The organism is Streptomyces sp. NPDC048275 (assembly GCF_040652275.1).
Lineage (GTDB): Bacteria > Actinomycetota > Actinomycetes > Streptomycetales > Streptomycetaceae > Streptomyces.
In genome coordinates, this window is the sequence record NZ_JBEZLR010000027.1 from 1 (window position 1) to 22,838 (window position 22,838).

Here is a 22,838-nt window from a genome sequence, read left to right on the forward strand (position 1 = left end):
AGCACGGACGCACCGTGCACCTCGTACACCCCGCGCACACCACGATGGACTGCGCGCACTGCGGAGCGAGAGCCAAGCACGCACTGCCGCTGGGAGAGCGTACCTACACCTGCACCACGTGCGGAGTCGCATCCCCCCGGGACAAGAACTCCGCACGCGTGATGCTTATCCGGGCTGGTCTCAACCCGGCTGGTGCCGAGAGCGGAAGACCTGACGGACCGCGGGTCCGCCAGGCAGCTTGAGCCAGGAATCCCCTCCCTTCAGGGAGGGGAGGATTCAACTTGTTCAGGACCTTCTGGCCGCGCGGCATCAGCGTCCGCATCCGGTCGTGCGAGAAGAAGACGGCGACGGCGAGTATCTCGGTCACCGGGTGACCTCCGCCTCTTCGCGGGCGTCGTCGTCCTCCGCGGTCTCCTCGCCCAGCAGGTCACGCGCCATCAGCGTGGCGCCCGCCACCGCGCCGGGCATCAGGAACACGGCGACGAAGGGAACCAGGAAGGCGACGCCCAAGGGGGTACCGAAGCCCCAGACCAGCATTTTGCGGGAACGGAGCAGGGTGAGGCGGTCGCGGAGTTCGACGCGGCGGCGCTGCATGGCCACCGCCGTCAGTTCCTCCGTGAGGAAGAACCCGGTGACGAAGAAGCCGATCACCGGTACGACCGTCTGGCCGAGGAACGGGACGAAGCCGAGCGCGAAGAGCAGCACGCCCCAGAGGACCGCCCGCACGACGATCCGGAGGCTGTCCCTCCCCGAGATCAACAGTTCGCGCCAGAGGGGCAGGCCCGACTCGGGGGCCGTGCCGTCCGGGGAGACATCGCGGTCGACCTTCTCCGAGAGGGACTCGTAGAAGGGCTGGCCGATGAGGAGCGTGATCGCGGTGAAGGTGAGGACGGAGAGGAGGAGGGCGAGGGCGAACAGGACGGCGGTGAGGAAGCCGCGGAAGAGGCCCAGCCAGGGGCTGGACCAGTCGTCGGCGAAGGGGGTGGCCCAGGTGACGAAGTCGTCGCCGTAGATGGCCAGGGCGACGAGTGCCGCCGCGTACAGCACGAGGGTGATCAGGCCCGGGAGCAGGCCGAACCCGTACTGCCTTCCGTGCCTGGCCACCCATCGCTGGCCCTTTATCAGGTAGTTGAAGCCCACCCCGAGATCACGCATGCGGGCACTCTACCGGGGGCTGGGGGGAGGTTTTCCGCCCCAGCATGCTCCCTCCGGCCCGCCGGGCATGCGCCATTCGGGGCATCAGGGACGGCCGTGCCGCCAAGGCCCTCTTGTTGCGGAGGAGTCGAACAGGTACACCTCGCCGTACCGATACCGACCTGTACCGACCCGATGACTGACCCGAGTTCCGACCCGATTTCTGACCCGATTTCTGACCCGATCTCAGGCACCCCCACTGGAGGTACGACGCGTGCGCCTGCCGAGACCTGTCCTGATCGCCACCGTCACCGCGACCGCGACCGGATCACTTCTCCTCTCCCCGCACAGCGCCACCGCGGACCGCAACCCACCGGTCCGCGAAGGATCCGCCCTGACGCAAGGCGCCGCGAGAACCCCCGCGAGTGCCACCCGCAACGCTCTCGACGCCTCCGTCACCGACCTTTCCTCGGCCACCCGCGGTTACCCCCGCAAACAGGTCCTCGCCCCGGACCCGGAGGACCCGGCAGACAAGTCGATCAAGCTGGGCCTGACGCCGTATCACGCGATCGCCCCGAAGCTGAACGCCCTGCAACAACTCGGCGACCGGGTCAGCGTGGAGGTCGCGGGCCGCTCGGCGGGCGGTCACCGTCTGTTCCTGGTCACCGTCACCGCGCCGGAGTCCACCGGCCAGACCCGCGCCCAGGAGCGGATGCGCGAGCTCATCGAGAACGCGCCCGGCGCGGCGGCCAAGGACCGGGCCGTCAAGGCGACGTACAAGACGCCCGTCTTCTTCAACAACAACATCCACGGCAACGAGTGGGAGGGCACGGACGCCGCGCTGGAGCTGATCGAACAGCTCGCGACCGCGAAGGACACGAAGACCAGCGATCTCCTCGCCCACAACCGCCTCTACTTCAACATCACGGCGAACCCGGACGGCCGTATCGCGGGCACCCGCGCCAACGCGGCCGGTTTCGACATGAACCGCGACTTCGTCACCGCCTCCCAGCCCGAGGTGCGCGCGATGCGGCAGATCATGATCGACAAGCAGCCGGCCGTCATGCTCGACCTGCACGGCTATGTCAACGGCACCCTCATCGAGCCGACGACTCCGCCGCACGGCGAGAACTACGAGTACGACCTCTTCCTCAAGAACACCTACGCCAACGCGCTGGGCATGGAAGCGGCCGTCAACGGCCTCGGCTACACACCCGCGAAGGACGGCGTCGAGCCGGCCCAGATCCCGTTCCGCGACCAGCAGGAGGGCTGGGACGACTGGCCGCCGATCTTCACACCCCAGTACGCGGCGTTCCACGGCACGGTCGCCGCGCACACCGTGGAGATCCCCCTCGCCGTGAACAACGCGGTGTACAACACCCTGCCCGTCGACGAGCTCCGCCGCCGCTCCGCCATCAACGTGGACGTGGCCGGCGCGGCCATGAGCGCGACCCTCGACTACACGCGGACGCACCGGACCTCCCTCATCGCCGACCAGATCGAGGTCTTCCGGCGCGGCGCGACGGGCGCCGCCCAGGTGCCGGTCTCCGCCGAGACGGTCCCGGGCGTTCCGGGCATCGGCCCGGAGGACGTCTACACGACCGACTTCCCGCGCGCGTACGTGATTCCGGCGGGCGCCGGGCAGCGCTCGGCCACGGCCGCCGCGCGTCTGGTCGACCATCTGCTCGCCCAGGACGTACGGGTCACCCGCGCGACCCGCGACTTCCGGCTCGCCGGACGCTCGTACCCGAAGGGGTCGTACCTCGTCGACCTGCACCAGCCCAAACGCGGTCTGGCCAATGTCCTGCTCGCGGACGGGACGGACATCAGCGACAAGGTGTCGGTGATGTACGACATCTCGGGCTGGAGCCTGGGCCGGCTGTGGGGCGCGACGGTCGTACGCGTACAGGACGGCAGTCTGTCGGCGGCCGGGGCCCGTACGGTGGAGGCGGCCACGCGGGTCGGCCATGTCGCCCCGCGCGGCGATCTGCGTCTGCGGCTCGACAGCCCGCAGGAGATCGCGGCCCTCAACTCCCTTCTCCAGCAAGGAGTTTTGGTACGGCAGCAGGCGGACGGCAGTGTGGTCGTGCCCGCGTCGGCCCGTACCAAGGCCGCCGCCCTCGCCCGCACATACGACGTCTCCTTCGACGCGACCAAGGTGTCGCAGGGGACCTCGCTGCACCGCGTGCGGGTCGCCGCGGCCGTCACCCCGGGTGAGCTCTTCGCCCTGCGTGAGATGAACTTCGACGTCGTCCCGGTGTCGACGGCGATCCTCAACGCGGGCTTCGACTGGTCCACGGCGGACGTGCTGTTCGTGTCGTCGGGACTGGATCGCGCCCGCTTGAACGCGACCGCGCGGGCCGCCCTCGACGCGTTCCTCGGCACGCACGGTCTCGTCGGCCGCGGAGCCACCGGCGCCGCGCTCAACTCCGCCGTCGGCCTGCTCGCCGCGACACCGGTCGAGGGCAACGGGGATGCCAACGGCGTGGTGCGCGTGGTGAATTCGGGTGGTTCCGTGACCGCGGGCGCTCCCGATCACAGCTTTGTGTACGCGCCCGTCTGGTTCACCGACCTCGGTCCCGGGGTCCGCGTCGAGCAGGCGTACGCGACGGGCAATCCGCTGGTCTCCGGCCACTGGCGACCCCTGGACGACGGCACCGGCGGCCCCGCGGCGGCCGGGGGCCAGGCCTCGGTCGTCAGCGGTCCGCATGCCGTCCTGTTCGGCACGGAACCCCTCTTCCGCGATCACCCGAAGGGTGAATTCCCGCAGGTGGGACGGGCGTTGCTGACCGTGTCCTGATCCCTCGGCCGGTATACGGGCAGTGGCCGCACCCCAGGTCCCGGGGTGCGGCCACCGTCGTGTCGGGACTCAGAGCTTGACGATCATCTTGCCGATGTTGTCGCCGCGCAGGACTCCGAAGAACGCCTCCAGGTTGTTCTCGATGCCCTCGACGACCGTCTCGCGGTACTTGAGCTCGCCGGAGCGGACCCAGGGGCCGACCTCCTGGACGAACTGCGGCTGCAGGTCGTAGTGGTCGCTGACGAGGAAGCCCTCGATGCGGCCACGGGTCGCGATGAGACGGGCGAGGTTCTTCGGGCCGGGGACGGGCTCGGTGCTGTTGTAGACGGAGATCATGCCGCAGACCGCGATGCGGCCGTCCCGGTTGAGGGAGCCGATGGCGGCCTCCAGGTGGTCGCCGCCGACGTTGTCGAAGTAGACGTCGACTCCGTCGGGGGCGGCCTCGCGCAGCTGCTCGCTCACCGGGCCGTTCTTGTAGTTGAACGCGGCGTCGAAGCCGTACTCCTCGACGAGCAGCTTGACCTTCTCGTCCGAGCCGGCCGACCCGATGACCCGCGAGGCGCCCTTGAGCTTGGCGATCTGCCCGACCTGGCTGCCCACGGCACCGGCGGCACCGGACACGAAGACGGAGTCGCCCTCCTTGAAGGAGGCGGTACGCAGCAGACCGGCGTAGGCGGTCAGGCCCGTCATGCCGAGGACGCCGAGGTACGTCGACAGCGGCGCGGCCTGCGGGTCCACCTTGACGGCCTGCTTGGCGTCCACGACGGCGTACTCGCGCCAGCCGAAGAAGTGCAGGATGTGGTCGCCGACCTCGATCCCCTCGGCCTTGGAGACGACGACCTCGCCGACCGCGCCGGCCTGCATGACCTTGCCCAGCTCGAAGGGGGCGACGTACGACTTCGCGTCGCTCATGCGGCCGCGCATGTACGGGTCGACGGAGACGTACTTGTTCCGCACCAGGACCTGTCCCTCACCCGGCTGCGGGATCTCCGCCTCGACCAGGGCGAAGTCCTCCGGCTTGGGCCAGCCGACCGGGCGGGCGACCTGGTGCCATTCGCGGCTGACGGCGGGGAGCTGGGGGGTCTCGGACATGAGGGATGCGCCTTTCGTGGTGACCGGCGAGCGGCTCGGACTGCTCCTGATACTTCCAGATACCTCAAAATACTTCAGTACCTGAAACAACCATGTGCCTTAATATTTCATGATGTCAAGTAACGCGGTAGCCTGGAGTCCATGCCCACGCAGAAGACACCTCGGACACCTCGGAAGACGCCGTGCATCGACCCGTTGACCCTGGAGGTCGTCGACCTCATCGGCACGGTGGTGGGCCGCTACCACGAGGAGTACGAGGGCGCCGCGGCCGAGCACGCGCTGACCGGGGCGCAGGCGCGGCTGCTCAGCCTGCTGTCGCTGGAGCCGCTGCCGATGCGGCGGCTCGCGCAGAAGCTGAAGTGTGAGCCGTCGAACGTCACCGGGATCGTGGACCGGCTGGAGGCGCGCGGGCTGGTCGAGCGCCGGCCCGACCCCTCCGACCGCCGCGTCAAGCTCGCCGCCGCGACGGAGGAGGGGCGGCACGTCGCCCGATCCCTCCGCGACTCCCTCCGCTTCGCCCGCGAGCCGCTGGCGGGGCTCTCCCACGAGGAGCGGCTGTCCCTGCGGGAGCTGCTGCTGCGGATGCTCGACACGTAGGCGGGGAGGCGGGGAGATCGACGCCCCTTGGCCCCCGGTCGCCTATTCGCTTGTTCGCTTGTTCACTGAAGTAACGGCCCACTTCGAGGTCCGGGATGAGCCCGGGCCGCTCGGGATGCCGGCCCAGCCGCTTCTGGGCCAGGGCGCTCGACGTCGGGTTGTCGAGCCGGCCGGCGGCCCCCTCGGTGCGCCACCAGCCGTCCTGGCTCAGATGCGCCACCAGCCGTCCTGGCTCAGGTGCACCACCACAGGAACCGATTGCACGTCTGCGACGGCGTGGGATCCGCGGTCGGCGTGGGCGTGGTCGGCGTGGTGGTGGCGGGCGCGGATGTTTCCGGGGCCGAGGTGGGCGCGGGGGCCGACGTGGAGGTGTGCGGCGCTGTGCCCGTGGTCGCGGACTGTGCGTCCTGAGTCTTCTTGTCGTCCTCCTCGGAGGGGGACGCGGAGGCGGAAGCGGAGGGCGATGCGGAAGAGCCGGGAGAGCCGGAGGCGGACGGGCTGCCCGAGCTCTCCTCGTCGCTCAGCGGCCGGCCCGTCTCCTTGACCTCCGAGTCCGCCGCGCCGTCGGCCGACTCGCCCCCGGCGGCGGCCGGTTTCGGAAGCAGCCCGGGCCCGTCCATGCCGAGCTCGGCGAGGCTCAGTCCCCCCGCCGCCAGGACGAAGCCCGCGGCGATGAACAGCGCCCGGCGCCGGCGCCGACGGTGCGCCGCGGCCTTCCGGTCACGCCGGCCCACACTCGGGCCGGCCGGACCGACCGGCTCCTCGGCAGCGGCGGCCCTCCCGCGTACCCGTCCGCGCCCCCGCTCCCGTCGCCGGGAGCGCCCGGGTCGTTCGTCCCCGGCCCCGTCGTCGTCATCCTCGTACGGCGCGTCGGTGACGGCCTCGTCCGGTTCGGGAGGCGTGTCGGTCCGCTCCGCATGCCTGCGGAGCTCTTCGGCTGATGTGCCGCACCCCGGGCAGGCAAGGGCGCCATTGAGGTGCCTTCGGCACGGGTCGCAGTAGTCCATGACGCCGGAAGACTAAGTTCCTCACAGGTAACGTTCATAGTCACATCTGTGAAAGTTATGTGCTGAACAGCTTGTTCCGGCATGCTGGGGCCGCACTTCACACGATCGCGCGCGCGACGACTCGAGGCATACCGGCGAAATTCGTCGCCGACCGTTGTGTTCGACCCATTGACACCCCCGGTGCCACGTCCTTACTGTCACGCCAGCATTTCGAACGTGTGACGAAATTTCGAACAGAGCTCAAGAGCACAGGGGGCAACTGCCGTGCGCATCACGGGAATCAGCACGCACGTGGTCGGGACGCCGTGGCGGAACCTGACGTACGTTCAGGTGCACACCGACGAGGGCATCACCGGAGTCGGCGAGACCCGCATGCTGGGCCACACCGACGCGCTGCTCGGCTATCTGCGAGAGGCGGAGGCCAATCACATTCTCGGCTCCGACCCGTTCGCTGTCGAGGACTTGGTGCGCCGGATGAAGTACGGCGACTACGGGCGCGCCGGCGAGATCGTGATGTCGGGCATCGCAGTCATCGAAATGGCCTGCTGGGACATCAAGGGCAAGGCGCTGGGCGTACCGGTGTGGCAGCTGCTCGGCGGCAAGGTCACCGACAAGGTCAAGGCCTACGCCAATGGCTGGTACACCACCGAGCGGACCCCCGAGGCCTACCACAAGGCCGCGCAGGAGGTCGTCGCCCGGGGCTACAAGGCCCTCAAGATCGACCCGTTCGGGACCGGGCACTTCGAGCTCGACCACGAAGCCACCCTCTACTCCGTCTCCCTCATCGAGGCCGTCCGCGACGCGATCGGCGCCGAGACCGAGCTGATGCTGGAGATGCACGGCCGGTTCTCGCCCGCGACCGCCGTCCGGCTCGCCCGCGAGCTGGCCCCCTTCAAGCCCGCCTGGCTGGAGGAGCCGGTCCCGCCGGAGAACCTCAAGGCCCTGGAGAAGGTCGCGGCCAAGGTGGACATCCCCGTCGCCACCGGTGAGCGTATCCACGACCGCATCGAGTTCCGCGAGCTGTTCGAGAGCCAGGCGGTCGACATCATCCAGCCGGACGTCGGTCACATCGGCGGCATCTGGGAGACCAGGAAGCTGGCCGCGACCGCCGAGGCGCACTACGTGCTCGTCGCGCCGCACAACGTCGGTGGGCCGGTCCTGACCGCCGCCTCCCTTCAAGTCGGCTTCACCTCGCCGAACTTCAAGATCCTGGAGCACTTCAACGACTTCGCGGACGCGGAGATCAAGAAGGTCGTGAAGGGCGCCCCGCAGGTCGTCGACGGCTACTTCCAGCTGTCCCACGAGCCCGGTCTCGGGGTCGAGCTGGACGTCGACGCGGCCGCCGAATTCCCGCAGCAGCAGGCCCGGTTCGACCTCTGGGCGGACGGCTGGGAGCAGCGGAAGCCGAAGGGCACGCAGTGAGCAGCGCGGTCGTCATCGAGGCGCCGGGCGAGCACCGGCTGACCGATCACGAGCCCGTGCGGCCCACCGCCGGCGAGGCCCTCGTCCGCGTCCACGCGGTCGGCATCTGCGGCAGCGACCGCGAGGTCTACCAGGGCAACCGGCCCGAAGGTTACGTCCGTTACCCGCTCATTCCGGGCCACGAGTGGTCCGGGACGGTGGAGGCGGTCGGCGCCGGGGTGCCTTCAACTCTTGTAGGGCGCAAGGTGGTCGGGGAGGGCTTCCGCAACTGCCAGGTCTGCGACCGCTGTCACGCGGGCGAGACCACGCTGTGCACGGCGGGGTACGAGGAGACCGGCTTCACCCAGCCGGGCGCCATGGCCACCACCCTCACCCTCCCGGCCCGTCTCCTGCATGTCCTGCCGGACGACGCCGACCTGACGGCGGCCGCCCTGCTCGAACCGGCCGCCTGCATCGCGGCCGCCGCGCTCAAGGCGAACGCACGGCCCGGCGAGCGGGTCGCGGTCGTGGGCACGGGCACCCTCGGGATGTTCGCCGTTCAGTTCCTGAAGGCGGGCACCCCGGCGGAGCTGCTCGTGGTCGGCACCCGCGCGGACCGGGCGGCGCTCTCCAAGGACTTCGGCGCCACCGACTTCCGTACCAAGGACCAGGAACTCCCCGACGACTTCGACGTCGTGATCGAGACCGCCGGGTCCGCGTCCGCCGCGCGCACGGCCGCCTCCCTGCTCAGGCGCGGCGGGCGCCTGGTCCTCACGGGGATCCCGGCGCCGGGCGCCGAGGGACTCGACCCCACCGATCTCGTCGTACGGCAGCTGGAGGTGCACACCGTGTTCGGGGCGCCGCCGGAGGCCTGGGCGCACACGGTGCGGGTGTTCGGCGCCGGGCTGCTGAGTCCGTTGCCGCTGGTCACGCATGAGCTGCCGCTCGCCGAGTTCCCCCAGGCCATCGAGCTGGTGGGGTCCGGCGATCCGAAGGTCGGAAAGGTCCTGCTGAGGCCGTAACTCACCCGAGCCGTACGCCGGTACGGGGTACCTGACGACTCCGTACCGGCGTACACCCACCGACACGAACCACGTTCGAGATATCGAACGCATCGCATTGCATCGCACCGCCAACGAACGCGAAGGACAGCTAGTGACCGACGCCGCCCCTACGGCAGCCCGTCGACCCGGTGAGCAGGCGCTCGCCGCGCTCGGCCTGGGCGCGCCCGCTCTCTCTCCCGCCGACGCCTCGCCGCACACCTTCCCGGGGGGCGGCCGCTGGCGCACCGAGGTCCCGTCCGTCGAGGGGCCCGAGGCCCTTGCCGTGGTCCTCAAGGAGTCCTCGCGGCTCGATGTGCCGATCCACCGGATCAGCCAGGGCAGCGGTGTCTGGATGCTGACCGACGCCGAGATCACCGAGATGGTCGAGGCCACCGGTGAACGCGACATCGAGCTCTGCCTGTTCACGGGCCCCCGCGGCACCTGGGACATCGGCGGCTCGGTGCGCAGCGACTCGCGCGGCGGCGGTCTGCGCGCCCGCGGCCACGACGCGGTCGCCGGCTGCGTCGAAGACGCCGTCCGGGCAACGGAGTTGGGCGTCAAATGCCTGCTCGTCGCCGACGAGGGCGTGCTGTGGACGCTGCACCGGGCGCGTCTGGCCGGGATCATCCCGGCGGACACGACCCTGAAGGTGTCGGCGCTGGTGGGACCTGTGAACCCGGCCGCGTTCGCCGTGTACGAGAACCTCGGCGGCGACTCGATCAACGTGCCGAGCGATCTGACGCTCGATCACCTCACCGAGATCCGGCGGATCTCCGCCGCCCCCATGGACATGTATATCGAGGCCCCCGACGATCTCGGCGGGTACGTCCGGATGTACGAGGTCGCCGAGTTGATCCGGCGCGGCGCACCGCTGTACCTGAAGTTCGGCTTGTCGAAGGCCCCCGGGATCTACCCGTACGGGCACCACATGCGGGACGTGACCCTGGCCACCGCCAAGGAACGGGTGCGGCGCGGCCGGCTCGCCCTGGAACTGCTGGCGCGGCACGGAGCGGACGGCGACATGGCGCCGCTCGGGACGCGGTTGCCGGGCTCGCTCAGGCGGTTCGAGGCACCCGCATAACGTTCCGGACAAAGCCATTAACAAAAGAAGACGCCGCCGCACACAATCCCACACACTTCTCCTCGGCCCTCTTCACGCCATCCCCACAGCGTCCTGGCATCGCCAGACCGAACTCGCACACACATCAAGGATGATGACAATGCGCAACCGCAGAGCAGCACTCACCGCCATAGCCGGAGCCGCCTCCCTCGCCCTCACCCTCACCGCGTGCGGGCAGAGCAGCGAGGGCGGCAGCGAAGCGGGCGCGGACAGCGCCAAGGACGCCACCGTCGGCATCTCCATGCCCACCAAGTCCTCCGAGCGCTGGATCGCCGACGGCGCCAACGTCGTCAAGAACCTGGAGTCCAAGGGCTTCAAGACCAAGCTGGTCTTCGGCGAGGACGAGCCGGACCAGCAGGTCTCGCAGATCGAGAACATGATCACGCAGGGCGTGGACGCGCTGATCGTCGCCGCGATCGACAACAAGTCGCTGAACAACGTGCTCCAGCAGGCCGCGGACGCCAAGATCCCGGTGATCTCGTACGACCGCTTGATCCTCGGCACGGAGAACGTCGACTACTACGCGTCGTTCGACAACGAGAAGGTCGGCGAGCTCCAGGGCACCTACATCGTCGAGCAGCTCGGGCTGAAGGACGGCAGCAAGAAGGGGCCGTTCAACCTCGAGCTGTTCGCGGGCTCCAACGACGACAACAACACGCGGTACTTCTTCGGCGGCGCGATGAAGGTCCTGCAGCCGTACATCGACAAGAAGCAGCTCGTCGTCAAGTCCGGCCAGACCGAGCTGACCCAGGTCACCACCCTGCGCTGGGACGGCGCCACCGCGCAGCGGCGCATGGACGACATCCTCACCAAGTCGTACAAGAGCGGCAAGGTCGACGCGGTGCTCTCGCCGTACGACGGCATCTCCATCGGCATCCTGTCGGCGCTGAAGTCGGACAACTACGGCTCCAAGAGCAAGCCGCTGCCGATCGTCACCGGCCAGGACGCCGAGGTCGCCTCGGTGAAGTCGATCATCGCGGACGAGCAGTCGATGACCGTCTACAAGGACATCCGTGAGCTCGCCAAGGTGGCCTCGAACATGGTCGACGCGGCGCTCAACGACAAGAAGCCGGAGACCAACGACACCAAGACGTACGACAACGGCGCGAAGGTCGTTCCCGCGTACCTGCTCACCCCGGTGAGCGTCGACAAGGCCAACTACCAGAAGGTCGTCGTCGACTCCGGTTACCTCAAGGAATCCGACCTCAAGTAACCGCCGCACTCTAGGGATTGGAAGGCACGACCATGGCGGGACCCGTCCTGGAAATGCGCTCGATCGTCAAGACCTTTCCCGGCGTCAAGGCGCTGTCGGACGTCACGCTGACCGTCCGTCAGGGCGAGGTCCACGCCATCTGCGGGGAGAACGGCGCCGGCAAGTCGACCTTGATGAAGGTCCTCTCCGGCGTCCACCCGCACGGGAGTTACGAGGGAGACATCCTCTTCGAGGGAGAGGTCTGCTCCTTCAAGGACATCAGGGCCAGCGAGCAGCACGGCATCGTGATCATCCACCAGGAGCTGGCCCTGGTGCCGTACCTCTCCATCGCGGAGAACATCTTCCTCGGCAACGAGCACGCCACGCGCGGGCTCATCAACTGGAACGAGACCCTGCGGCACGCGTCCCAGCTGCTGCGCCGGGTCGGTCTCGACGACCACCCGGAGACCCGCGTCACCGACATCGGCGTGGGCAAGCAGCAGCTCGTGGAGATCGCCAAGGCGCTGTCGAAGAGGGTGAAGCTGCTCATCCTCGACGAGCCGACCGCGGCGCTGAACGACGAGGACAGCGGCAAACTCCTCGATCTCATCCTGGAGTTGAAGAACCAGGGCATCACCTCGATCATCATCTCCCACAAGCTGAACGAGATCCGCAAGGTCGCCGACTCGGTCACGATCCTGCGCGACGGGCGGTCCATCGAGACCCTCGACGTGAAGGCGGCGGAGACCACCGAGGACCGGATCATCAGCGGAATGGTCGGCCGCGACCTCGACCACCGATTCCCCGAGCGCACTCCGTACGAGGGGGAAGTGGGCACGGCCCCGGCCCTGGAGGTCCGCAACTGGACCGTGCACCATCCGATCGACCAGCAGCGCAAGGTGGTCGACGATGTGTCGATCAACGTCAAACGCGGCGAGATCGTCGGCATCGCGGGCCTGATGGGCGCAGGCCGCACCGAACTCGCGATGAGTGTCTTCGGGCGCACCTACGGCCAGTACACGGGCGGCACGGTCCTCCGGGACGGCAAGGAGATCCGTACGAAGACCGTGCCCGAGGCGGTCGGGCACGGGATCGCGTACGTCACCGAGGACCGCAAGCACTACGGCCTCAACCTCATCGACACCATCAACCGCAACATCTCGCTCAGTGCCCTGGGCAAGGTCTCCAAGCGCGGTGTCGTCGACGAGCACGAGGAGCGGCAGGTCTCCGAGGGCTTCCGTAAGTCCATGAACATCAAGGCGCCTACCGTCTTCGAACCGGTGGGCAAGCTGTCGGGCGGCAACCAGCAGAAGGTCGTCCTCAGCAAGTGGATCTTCGCGGGGCCGGAGGTCCTGATCCTGGACGAGCCGACCCGCGGGATCGACGTGGGCGCCAAGTTCGAGATCTACACGGTCATCGACAAACTGGCCGCCGAGGGCAAGGCGGTCGTCTTCATCTCCTCCGAGCTGCCCGAACTGCTCGGCATGTGCGACCGCATCTACACCATGGCCGCCGGGCGGCTCACGGGCGAGGTCCCGCGGGCCGAGGCCACGCAGGAAGCGCTGATGCGCCAGATGACAAAGGACAAAGAGGTATCCCGATGAGCACGGATGTGACCGCCAAGACCCCGGCCCCGGCGCCGCCCGGGAAGTCCGGCGGCTCGGCCACCGGCGGTGGGCTGCTCCAGCTGATGCTGGACGGCCTGCGCCGCAACATGCGCCAGTACGGCATGCTGATCGCCCTCGGCCTGATCGTCGCCCTCTTCGCGGTCTGGACCGACGGCGACCTGCTGCTGCCGCGCAACGTCTCCAACCTGGTCCTGCAGAACAGCTACATCCTGATCCTCGCGATCGGCATGATGCTGGTGATCATCGCGGGCCACATCGACCTGTCGGTCGGCTCGCTGACGGCGTTCGTGGGCGCGTTCGCGGCCGTACTGACGGTGCAGCACGATGTGCCGTGGCCGGTCGCCGTGGTGCTGTGCCTGCTGATGGGCGCGCTGGCGGGCGCGGTGCAGGGGTTCTTCATCGCGTACGGCGGCATACCGTCGTTCATCGTCACCCTCGCCGGCATGCTGATCTTCCGCGGTCTGACGGAGATCCTGCTGGAGGGGCAGACCCTCGGCCCGTTCCCGGGCGGGCTGCAGGATCTCGGCAACGGCTTCCTGCCGGAGACGGGTCCCGACACCAACTACCACAACATCACGCTGCTGCTCGGCCTCGCCCTGATCGTCTTCGCGGTCCTGCAGGAGGTCCGCGACCGAAAGCGCCAGCAGGAGTTCTCGCTGGACGTGGTGCCCAGGAACATCTTCCTGCTCAAGCTCGTCTCCATCGGTGCCGCGATCCTGGTCGTCACGATGCTGCTCGCCAGCTACAAGGGCGCGCCGATCATCCTGCTGGTCCTCGGTGTCCTGGTGGTCGGCTACGGCTACGTCATGCGCAACGCCGTCTTCGGCCGCCACATCTATGCGATCGGCGGCAACCTTCCGGCGGCGAAGCTGTCCGGCGTCAGGGACAAGAAGGTCACCTTCCTGGTCTTCCTGAACATGGGCGCGCTCGCGGCCCTGGCGGGTATGGCCATCGCCGCCCGCCTCAACGCGGCCTCACCGAAGGCGGGCCTGAACTACGAACTCGAGGCGATCGCCTCGGCGTTCATCGGTGGCGCGTCCATGAGCGGCGGTGTCGGCACCGTCCTCGGCGCGATCATCGGCGGTCTCGTCCTCGGTGTGCTGAACAACGGCATGAATCTCCTCAGCGTCGGCTCCGACTGGCAGCAGGTCATCAAGGGCCTGGCCCTGTTGGCGGCGGTCGGCTTCGACGTGTGGAACAAGCGCAAGGTCGGTTCGTAAATCCAAGCTGTACGGGGGCCCGAGCGGGCCCCCGTACCTATTTCTGGAGCCGCTAGAGATGGAAACGAGCAGACGCACGGTCATCGCGGCGGCAGCCGCCGCCGGCCTCACCGCCGCCACGGTCGGCACCGCACACGCCACAGGAGGCAGGAAGCCGGTGAAGTCGCTCTTCGGCAAGCTCGCCGACGGCACCAAGATCTACAGCTGGTCCCTGGCGAACGGCGGGACGAAGCTCAAGGTCCTGACGTACGGCGGAATCGTCCAGTCCCTGGAGATCCCCGACCGGCACGGCAAGTACAAGAACGTGTCGCTGGGCTTCGACAACATCGATGACTACGTCGCCTCCAGCCCGTACTTCGGCGCGCTCATCGGCCGCTACGGCAACCGCATCGGCAAGGGGCAGTTCGCCCTCGACGGCAAGCGCTACCAGCTCTCCGTCAACGACGGCGCCAACAGCCTGCACGGCGGCGCCAAGGGCTTCGACAAGCGCGTCTGGGACATCGAACCCTTCACCAAGGGCTCCGACGTCGGCCTCTACCTGTACTACACCAGCGTCGACGGCGAGATGGGCTACCCCGGCACCCTCAAGGTGAAGGTCACCTACACCCTCACCAAGGCCGGCGACTGGCGCATCGACTACGAGGCCACCACCGACAAGGCCACCGTCGTCAACCTCACCAGCCACGTCTACTGGAACCTGGCCGGCGAAGGCAGCGGCTCGATCTACGACCACGAGCTGAAGATCGCCGCCGCCCGCTACACCCCCGTCGACTCCGGTCTGATCCCCACCGGCGAGCTGGCCAAGGTCTCGGGCACCCCCTTCGACTTCCGCCGCACGAAGACCGTCGGCGAGGACATCCGAGTCGCCCACCAGCAGCTCCTGTACGGCAAGGGCATCGACCACAACTGGGCCCTCGACAAGGGCATCACGGCGAAGCCCGAGCACATCGCGACCCTCAAGGACCCGTCCTCGGGCCGCACGCTGAAGATGGCGACGACCGAGCCGGGCCTGCAGTTCTACTCCGGCAACTTCCTCGACGGCACCCTGGTCGGCACCGGCGGCGCCATCTACCGCCAGGGCGACGCACTGTGCCTGGAGACCCAGCACTTCCCGGACTCGCCCAACCAGCCGTCGTTCCCCTCGACGGTGCTGCGTCCCGGCCGGACGTACCGGTCGACGACGGTCCACTCGTTCGGCGCCTGACGCCGCCGAGGCCCGTTCGGTTCCCACCGAAACATAACTCTTACTAAAGTCACACGAGTTGAACAGCGCCACCTCCGTATCCGTATGTAAGGGCGGCCCGTGCTCCCCCGCACGGGCCACCCAGAGACGGAGGTTCCATGGCCGACAACGTCACCTCGCTGTTCCGCGGCACTGCGGCGCACAGCCCCTCGATGGCTGCGCTGGCACGCGAGAGCGACGGAGTCGGCCCGGTCGACTTCTGTATCCCGTGCAACCCGTACTTCCCCACGCCCGGCATGTTCGAAGAGCTGTCCGGCCGGTTGCGCGAGATCATCACGTACTACCCGAGCAGCGCCGACACCATCACGGCCGAGCTGTGCGCGCTGCTCCAACTCCCCCCGAGCTGCGTGGCGATGGGTAACGGCTCCACCGAACTGATCACCTGGATCGACCACTTGCTGGTCCGCGAGTCCCTCGCCATCCCCGTCCCCACCTTCGGCCGCTGGACCGACCAGCCGATGGAGACCGGCAAGCGCGTCGACATGTTCCCGCTCCAGGAGTCCGCGGGCTTCGCCCTGGACCCGGCGCAGTACATCGAGTTCATCCGCGCCCGGGGCACCCGTGCCGCCGTCATCTGCAACCCGAACAACCCCGACGGCGGCTTCCTGACCCGCCGCGCCCTCGTCAACTTCATGGACCAGCTCCAGGACCTGGACCTGATCGTCATCGACGAGTCCTTCCTCGAGTTCGCCGACGCGGAGAGCGACCCGAGCGTCGTCGAGGAGGCCGTACTGCGGCCCAACGTCATCGTCCTGCGCAGCCTCGGCAAGAACTTCGGGCTGCACGGCATCCGCTTCGGCTACATGGTCGCCAACCCCGCGCTCGCCGGCAAGGTCCGCTCCATGCTGCCCAAGTGGAACCTCAACTCCTTCGCCGAGTTCGTGGTGTTCATGCTCAAGAACCACGGCCAGGAGTACATGGAGAGCCTGCACCTGGTGCGCCGCGACCGGCTCGACATGGCCCGACAGCTCACCGCGCTGCCCGGTCTGACGGTCTACCCCTCGCAGGGCAACTTCCTCTTCGTACGCCTTCCCGTGGGCGCCGAAGGCACCGTGGTCCGGGACCGGCTGCTCACCGAGCACCGGATCCTCGTCCGCGAGTGCGGCAACAAGATCGGCTCGTCCAGTCGCTTCCTGAGACTCGTGGTGCGCCCCCAGACGGACGTGCGTCGCCTGGTGTCCGGCATGGAGCAGGTGCTCTACGGGACCAGGAGGGGAGCCGCCGTACCCGAACTGGGCAACGGGACCAGCTACAGCTCGGGTACGGCGGCCGTCGACAGACTGGTCAGCGAGACGAACGGGGCGGGCATGCCGGGACTGGCCGCGCAGGCCGCCGCGATGCAGAGCCTTCCGCCCGCGCAGACCTGGCCGGGTCCCGCCCCGGCCCAGGCCCCCATGGGCATGCCGGGTCTGGTCCCGGCTCCGGCTCCGGCCGCCGCGGCACCGCCCATGATGCCGCCGCAGCCCGCGGCACCCATGCAGATGCCGGCGGCCGCGCAGATGCCGCAGGCGCCCATGCCACAGGCGCCGATGCCCGCGGTCGCCCAGGCGCCGGCAGCGGCACCGGCCATGCCGCCCGGTATCGCCCCCGCCCCGGCCGCCGGACTCGGGGCCTTCCAGACCGGCATGCCGGGCCTGCGCAACGGCGGCCTGACCGCCGCCCAGGTCCGGGGCCGCACCCAGCCGGAACCCCCGCCCGCATCCCAGCCCACGGGCTGGCCGGCGGCGGGCGCGGCGTACAACCAGGTCGGCTGAGACAAGGACTTGCGGTCGAGTACGGCGGTACTCGACCGCAAACCATTTCCCACCCAACTCCCGTCACACGCCTGCACCTTCACCACGTCGGCGGGCACGACGGAGGCGCTCACGGCCCAGATCGGCACGTCGGTGGCACTGGGCGGGGATCCGGCGGCGGTGCTGTCGTCGATCGCGCAGGCGGCGGGCCGAGCCTGACCAGGGACAGCCACCCCGGCAGGTCGATCTCGGCCCGGACGGTCTTGCCGGGCGGCTCGCGGTCCAGCACCTCCCAACGATCGGCGAGCGCCTCGACGAGGACCAGCCCCCGGCCGCTGTCGCCGAGGGGGTGCGGAGGCGGTACGTCACCTGGCCCCGGCGGACGCGGCCCACTGCGGGTGTCGGCCACCTCGATTCGGACGCTGGCCGTGACGAGAGAGAGCCGCAGCTCGAAATCCCGGCCGGGCACCCGGCCGTGGGTCACCGCGTTGGCGGCCAGCTCGGCGACGATCACGGCGGCGGTGTCGGAGGCGTCCGTGCCGTGCGCGATACCCCAGGCGTCCAACTGATTCAGGGCCAGGTGACGGGCGAGGCGGGCACCGCGCGGGGTGGCGCTGAGGCGCTGGGTGAACGTACGTACGGTAACCGGGCCCTGGGGGGTTGGTGGTGCGATCATGCACCCAATCTCGCGGTCGACTCCGGGACTTCACCAGGTCGGCGCCGCGTACGCTGCGGCGGCGTACGCGGTAACGGAGTGGACGGTACTCATCGCTGGGCGTGACCATTGCGGGTGGGAGGTGACCGTGGTGGTCGATGGCGTGGTGGGCACGGGCGGGGAACCGGAGTCGTCCGACAGTCTGCGGACGTTCGGTGCGGTGGTGCAGGCGTTACGGGAACACGCGGGCCTGAGCCGCGAGGAGTTCGGGGACCTGGTGCGGTTCTCCAAGCACACGGTGGCGTCCGTGGAGTTGGGGCGGAGAATGCCGGATCCGGCGTTCGTGGAGCGGGCGGAGGAGGCGCTGGGGAACACGGGGGCGTTACGGAGGGCGGCGGGGCATCTCGCCCGGCAGCCGGGGTTGGCGGCTTGGTTTCGGCAGTGGGCGCGGTTGGAGGCGATTGCGATCGCGTTGTACACGTATGAGTGCCGGTTGATTCCAGGGCTGTTGCAGACGGAGGCGTACGCGCGACAGTTGTTCGTCGACGAGTTGCCTCCGCTGGACGACGCGCAGATCGAGGCCCAGTGGGCAGCACGGGCCGAGCGGCAGCGGTTGCTTCGGGAGCGCCCGAACACCGCGTTCAGCTTCATCCTGGAGGAGTACTTGTTCCTTCGGCGCACCGGCGGAGTGCAGGTCACACGTGAACTCATCGATCACGTGCTGAAGATCGCGCAGTTGCGGCACGTCGAGATCCAAATCATGCCGTTGGTTCGCGAGTCTCACGCCGGGCTGCACGGCCCCATCCGTCTGTCGGAAACCCCTGAGAACAAGTGGTTCGCCTACAACGAAGGCCAGGAAAGCGGCCAGTTGATCTCCGACCCGAAAGTGGTCAGCGTGCTTCAGAGGCGGTATGCCAGGATGCGTTCGCAGGCTCTCACCATCCGGGACTCCGTGAGCCTGTTGGAGCGCATGCGAGGAGACCTATGAACACGATCGAACTGACCTGGTTCAAGAGCAGCTACAGCAGCGGCTCGGGCGACGACTGCGTAGAGGTCGCCCTGTCCTGGCACAAGTCGAGCTACAGCAGCAGCGCTTCTGGCGACTGCGTCGAGGTGGCCACCTGCCCCCACACCATCCACGTCCGCGACTCCAAGGACACCCAGGGCCCCCAGCTCGCCCTCTCCCCCTCCACCTGGGCCGACTTCATAACGTACGCCGCCAAGTGACCGTCGGGGCCGCCCGCTTCTTTGTCAGTGTCGTGCTTCCACGACCCGAGTCAAGGGCGCTGCACTCCGCTGCGCTGCGTTCCGCGTCGGCTACGCCGATCGGCCTCCGGCCGACCCTTGACACGGCTCGTTCCAGCACGTGGGAGAAGCGAGCGGGTGGCCCAGGTGGGTTTGCGAGTTGGGCTGCGGGCCGGCGCTGACGGGCGCGCTCGCGCCTCGGCGGCACGCCGGGTCGGCTTAGCGGCGGAACAGGCGGCGGGTCGCGCGCACGCGCGCAGTGGCGGCACGCCGGGTGGGAGTGGCGGCGGACGGTCGGCGGGGGTGCGTGCCGACGGGGTGATGGCATGGCGGTGGGCTTGGCGTCTTGCAGTTAGCGGGTAGGTGGGTCGAGGCACCCCCTCACCAGTGACACACCTCATCCGCCACACCGGCCTCACCGATCACGCCTCCGGGAGTAATTGGTTACTTTGGGCCACGCCTATGGCTGCCGACCTGGGGTTTTCCTCGGGCAGGCTGGCACAAAGTAACCAATTGCCGGGGACATGGCCCGCGCACTGCCCCCGGAAGGGACTCCGCGCCGTCCGGAGCCCCGCCCCGCCCCCGACCACCAGCCGCACCCACCGAACACACCCGGCGTGCCACCACCCCGCGTGTGCGCGCCCACCCACCGGCCGTCCGCCGCTTAGCCCGCCCGGCGTGCCACCACCTGCCGGTGCGCATCCCCCACCGGTCGTCCGCCGCTAAGCTCGCCCGGCGTGCGCCATCCCGTCGGCGCGCAGCCCCCACCAGCCTCTCGCCGCTAAGCCCGCCCGGCGTGCCGCCGAGGTGGGAGTGCGCACCACCCACCGGCCGTCCGCCGCTAAGCCCACCCGGCGTGCAGGCGAGGCGCGACCGCGTCTCCCGTCCACCCCGGCCCGCAACCCAACCCGCCCAAGACGCGAACCGACCTGGGCCACCCGTCTCTCCGGGCCGCCCGCTCGCTTCTCCCACGTGCTGGAGCGAGCCGTGTCAAGGGTCGGCCGCAGGCCGATCGGCGAAGCCGACGCGGAACGCAGCGCAGCGGAGTGCAGCGCCCTTGACTCGGCTCGCGCAAGCACGACACTGACCAAGAAGCGGGCGGCCCCAACGGCCACTTGGCGGCGTACGTCAGGAATCCAGACCTCATTCGGAGTTGCGAGTTCCGGGTTCGTTGACACGCCTTGGTGTCCTTGCCTTGCCTGGTATCGCGGCGGGTTCGGACTGGTCCACGGCCTGGCGTTCGCCTCGCTCATGCGACCTCGCCTGGACCGCGGTTCACTCGTGACCACCCTGCTGGGCTTCAACCTGGGCATCGAGCTGACTCAGCTGCTCGTGGTCGCCCTACTGATGCCGTCGCTCCTGGTCCTGGCCCAGACCGCCGTCTACCCCGCGTTCCGTATCGGGCCGGCCCTCCTCGCCCGCTCTTCTCGGCGTCCTGGATGCCGGAGCGCGCGACGCTGACCGCCTCCGACCCGTTCGAGGGCGTGCGGCGGTACTCGCCGCGGCCGCCCGGGACGTCGCTCCACGGGCCGCGGCGCATCAAGCTGTCTCACAAGTAACTTGACGGTCTGTCATTTTGCCGTACTGACAGCCCATCGACAGCATCCCTCCCTACGGTGCCGTGTTCATGACAGAAACCACAGGAGCAACACACCCGGTCGGGCGCCGCACCGTCCTGATCGCCACGGGCGCCGCGGCCGCCACCGTGGCCGTGGGCGCCGCCGCGCGCGAGAAAACCGACGACACGGCCCCCGTCGCCGCGGCGGCCGTCTGCACCCTCACGAAGGAGATGACCGAAGGCCCCTACTACCTCGACGGACAATTCGTCCGCGCCGACATCACCGAAGGCAAAGCGGGTGTCCCCCTCAAGTTGACGCTCACCGTCGTCGACGACGACACCTGCGCCCCCATCAACAACGCGCTCGTCGAGATCTGGCACTGCGACGCGCTCGGCGAGTACTCCGGGTTCGTCGGCAACAACGGCCACGACGAGCCGGACAGCGGCACCTTCATGCGCGGCGGCGTCCTGACGGGCACGGACGGCGTGGCGAAGCTGACCACCATCTACCCCGGCTGGTACCGGGGCCGCTGCATCCACATCCACCTCAAGGTGCACACCGGCGTCACCCTCACCTCCGACGGCTCCTTCACCGGCGGCCAGGAGCTGCACACGGGCCAGCTCTTCTTCAACGAGACGATCACCACGGCGGTGGCCAAGATCTCCCCGTACTCCACCAACACGGTCACTCGCACCACCCTCGCCCAGGACTCGATCTACGACGAAGGAGGCGCCGCCTCCGGCCTCCTCACCCTGACAGCCCTGGGCAGCTCGGCGTCGTCCGGCTACGCGGCCACACTCACCGTCGGCGTCGAGACGAGCTGACCCCGCACACCTCCCCCCACAGAGACAGGGGCGGCCCTACCCCATACGGCCTCACCAACCGCCGTGCTCGGTAGGGTCGCCCCGCGTGTGCCCCAACTCCCGTACTGACACGCTCAGTTGACGCTCAGATTCCCAGCGCATTCACAGCCCCGCATCAAGGACTTCCTCAGTTACCCCCCTACTTTCCATGCCCATGACTGAGAACCCGGCTCAACACGAGCAACCCGAGCAACCCGAGCAACACAACAACAATCCCCACCCCGCGAGCCACCGCCGCGACAAGAGCGTCCAGCGCCGTCGCGTCCTCATCGGCGGCGGCACCGTCGCCGTCGCGGGCGGGCTCGCGGTCGCGGGGATCGCCTCGGCCGACCCGACATCCACCAAGCAGGGCAACTCGAAGCCCACGAAATCCACGTCCGCATCGGCGTCAGCGTCCGCGTCCGCGTCCGCGTCCGCGTCCGCCACCACCGTCTGCACCCTCAACGCCGAGGTCACCGAAGGCCCGTACTCCCTCGACGGTGCCCTCGTCCGCGAGGACATCCGTGAGGACAAGGAGGGCTTCGAGGTCCAGTACACGTTCACCGTCGTCGACCTCGCGAACGACTGCGCCCCGCTGGAGGGTGCCCTCGTCGAGATCTGGCACTGCGACCACCTCGGCGAGTACTCCGGCTTCGTGGGCGGCAACGGCCACGAGGAGGAGGACAACGGCACGTTCCTGCGCGGTGGACAGCTGACCGATGAGAGCGGTCAGTGCGGCATCACCTCGATCTGGCCCGGCCACTATGTGTCCCGCGCCGTCCACGTCCACATGCGGGTGCACACGGACGTCACGCTCACCGACGACTCGTACACCGGCGGCGAGGTCATCCACACCGGCCAGCTCTTCTTCGACCAGGACATCAACGCGGAGATCCAGGCCATCTCGCCGTACTCGGACAACACCACGTCGGAGACCCTGCTGGAGGACGACAGCATCTACGACGACGGCGGCGCGTCCTCGGGCCTCCTGACCCTGACCGCCCTTGGCAGCACCGTCTCCGACGGCTACGCGGCAACCCTCACGGTCGGCGTGGACACCTCGAGCTGAACCGTAGATCCGCCAATCGCCGGTCCACCCGTCCCCGGCCCCCGGCCAGGGGCGGGTGAACCGGCGTACCCCCAGGTTCAGTGGCACGAAGGCGGGCCTCGAAGTGCGGGCCGGGATCCGCCATGTCACCGTTACGTAAGCGGACAGTACCGTTGCGTCACAGAACGTGAGCAAGGCAAACCGCGTAAGCCCGCAATGCCCTCTCAAGCGACGAGTGTCGGGCAGGGTCAGGCACTCGGACTTCGACTTCGGGGGACT

20 protein-coding genes are annotated in these 22,838 nt (G+C 68.8%); 16 read left to right on the forward strand and 4 right to left on the reverse strand.

Annotated features, from left to right (window positions below):
• On the forward strand, positions 1–242 hold a 242-nt coding region (locus tag AB0D57_RS18205; RefSeq protein ID WP_362073171.1), incomplete at its 5' end, for a zinc ribbon domain-containing protein.
• 121 nt (positions 243–363) lie between these two features.
• On the opposite strand, the gene AB0D57_RS18210 is transcribed toward AB0D57_RS18205, so the two are convergent.
• The gene (locus AB0D57_RS18210) at positions 364–1,155 is read right to left on the reverse strand and encodes an EI24 domain-containing protein (protein ID WP_362073174.1); all 792 of its coding nucleotides are present in this window, start codon (positions 1,153–1,155) and stop codon (positions 364–366) included.
• A gap of 253 nt (positions 1,156–1,408) precedes the next feature.
• On the opposite strand from AB0D57_RS18210, the gene AB0D57_RS18215 reads away from it, so the two are divergent.
• On the forward strand, positions 1,409–3,934 hold the full coding sequence (locus tag AB0D57_RS18215) for a M14 family zinc carboxypeptidase (protein WP_362073177.1): 2,526 nt from the start codon (positions 1,409–1,411) through the stop codon (positions 3,932–3,934).
• Between the two features lie 69 nt (positions 3,935–4,003).
• Here the strand turns inward: AB0D57_RS18215 and AB0D57_RS18220 are convergent, their stop codons facing one another.
• Positions 4,004–5,026, reverse strand: coding sequence for an NADP-dependent oxidoreductase (locus AB0D57_RS18220; protein ID WP_362073180.1), 1,023 nt, complete (start codon positions 5,024–5,026; stop codon positions 4,004–4,006).
• Positions 5,027–5,167: 141 nt separating this feature from the next.
• On the opposite strand from AB0D57_RS18220, the gene AB0D57_RS18225 reads away from it, so the two are divergent.
• Positions 5,168–5,623, forward strand: a complete 456-nt coding sequence (locus AB0D57_RS18225; RefSeq protein WP_362073183.1) for a MarR family transcriptional regulator — start codon at positions 5,168–5,170, stop codon at positions 5,621–5,623.
• 233 nt (positions 5,624–5,856) lie between these two features.
• Here AB0D57_RS18225 and AB0D57_RS18230 read toward each other — a convergent pair whose 3' ends face one another.
• Positions 5,857–6,630, reverse strand: a complete 774-nt coding sequence (locus AB0D57_RS18230; RefSeq protein ID WP_362073186.1) for a hypothetical protein — start codon at positions 6,628–6,630, stop codon at positions 5,857–5,859.
• A gap of 264 nt (positions 6,631–6,894) precedes the next feature.
• On the opposite strand from AB0D57_RS18230, the gene AB0D57_RS18235 reads away from it, so the two are divergent.
• The 8 genes from AB0D57_RS18235 to AB0D57_RS18270 all read left to right on the forward strand — a co-directional run bounded on the left by AB0D57_RS18235 (position 6,895) and on the right by AB0D57_RS18270 (position 17,231).
• The gene (locus tag AB0D57_RS18235) at positions 6,895–8,052 is read left to right on the forward strand and encodes a mandelate racemase/muconate lactonizing enzyme family protein (protein WP_362073189.1); all 1,158 of its coding nucleotides are present in this window, start codon (positions 6,895–6,897) and stop codon (positions 8,050–8,052) included.
• Positions 8,049–9,053: an alcohol dehydrogenase catalytic domain-containing protein gene (locus AB0D57_RS18240; RefSeq protein WP_362073192.1), complete on the forward strand. Its 1,005-nt coding sequence runs from the start codon at positions 8,049–8,051 to the stop codon at positions 9,051–9,053. The genes AB0D57_RS18235 and AB0D57_RS18240 overlap by 4 nt, the downstream gene beginning before the upstream one ends.
• 133 nt (positions 9,054–9,186) lie before the next feature.
• Entirely contained in the window at positions 9,187–10,155 is a 969-nt protein-coding gene (locus AB0D57_RS18245) for a hypothetical protein (RefSeq protein ID WP_362073195.1), read from the forward strand.
• 139 nt (positions 10,156–10,294) lie between these two features.
• Positions 10,295–11,407, forward strand: coding sequence for a multiple monosaccharide ABC transporter substrate-binding protein (gene chvE / locus AB0D57_RS18250; RefSeq protein ID WP_362073198.1), 1,113 nt, complete (start codon positions 10,295–10,297; stop codon positions 11,405–11,407).
• A gap of 32 nt (positions 11,408–11,439) precedes the next feature.
• The gene (mmsA, locus tag AB0D57_RS18255) at positions 11,440–12,990 is read left to right on the forward strand and encodes a multiple monosaccharide ABC transporter ATP-binding protein (protein WP_362073201.1); all 1,551 of its coding nucleotides are present in this window, start codon (positions 11,440–11,442) and stop codon (positions 12,988–12,990) included.
• Positions 12,987–14,234: a multiple monosaccharide ABC transporter permease gene (gene mmsB / locus AB0D57_RS18260; protein ID WP_362073204.1), complete on the forward strand. Its 1,248-nt coding sequence runs from the start codon at positions 12,987–12,989 to the stop codon at positions 14,232–14,234. The genes mmsA and mmsB overlap by 4 nt, the downstream gene beginning before the upstream one ends.
• A gap of 58 nt (positions 14,235–14,292) precedes the next feature.
• Entirely contained in the window at positions 14,293–15,438 is a 1,146-nt protein-coding gene (locus AB0D57_RS18265; RefSeq protein ID WP_362073207.1) for an aldose epimerase family protein, read from the forward strand.
• Positions 15,439–15,575: 137 nt separating this feature from the next.
• On the forward strand, positions 15,576–17,231 hold the full coding sequence (locus tag AB0D57_RS18270; RefSeq protein ID WP_362073210.1) for a histidinol-phosphate transaminase: 1,656 nt from the start codon (positions 15,576–15,578) through the stop codon (positions 17,229–17,231).
• 109 nt (positions 17,232–17,340) lie between these two features.
• On the opposite strand, the gene AB0D57_RS18275 is transcribed toward AB0D57_RS18270, so the two are convergent.
• Positions 17,341–17,886, reverse strand: coding sequence for an ATP-binding protein (locus AB0D57_RS18275; protein ID WP_362073213.1), 546 nt, complete (start codon positions 17,884–17,886; stop codon positions 17,341–17,343).
• Positions 17,887–18,016: 130 nt separating this feature from the next.
• Between AB0D57_RS18275 and AB0D57_RS18280 the strand changes: the two genes are divergently transcribed.
• The 5 genes from AB0D57_RS18280 to AB0D57_RS18300 all read left to right on the forward strand — a co-directional run bounded on the left by AB0D57_RS18280 (position 18,017) and on the right by AB0D57_RS18300 (position 22,580).
• Positions 18,017–18,853, forward strand: coding sequence for a helix-turn-helix transcriptional regulator (locus AB0D57_RS18280; protein WP_362073383.1), 837 nt, complete (start codon positions 18,017–18,019; stop codon positions 18,851–18,853).
• On the forward strand, positions 18,850–19,092 hold the full coding sequence (locus AB0D57_RS18285) for a DUF397 domain-containing protein (protein WP_362073216.1): 243 nt from the start codon (positions 18,850–18,852) through the stop codon (positions 19,090–19,092). The genes AB0D57_RS18280 and AB0D57_RS18285 overlap by 4 nt, the downstream gene beginning before the upstream one ends.
• 1,269 nt (positions 19,093–20,361) lie before the next feature.
• Positions 20,362–20,571: a HupE/UreJ family protein gene (locus tag AB0D57_RS18290; protein ID WP_362073219.1), complete on the forward strand. Its 210-nt coding sequence runs from the start codon at positions 20,362–20,364 to the stop codon at positions 20,569–20,571.
• 166 nt (positions 20,572–20,737) lie between these two features.
• Positions 20,738–21,493, forward strand: coding sequence for an intradiol ring-cleavage dioxygenase (locus AB0D57_RS18295; RefSeq protein WP_362073222.1), 756 nt, complete (start codon positions 20,738–20,740; stop codon positions 21,491–21,493).
• A 187-nt stretch (positions 21,494–21,680) separates the two neighbouring features.
• The gene (locus tag AB0D57_RS18300) at positions 21,681–22,580 is read left to right on the forward strand and encodes an intradiol ring-cleavage dioxygenase (RefSeq protein WP_362073225.1); all 900 of its coding nucleotides are present in this window, start codon (positions 21,681–21,683) and stop codon (positions 22,578–22,580) included.
• Positions 22,581–22,838: the final 258 nt, after the last annotated feature.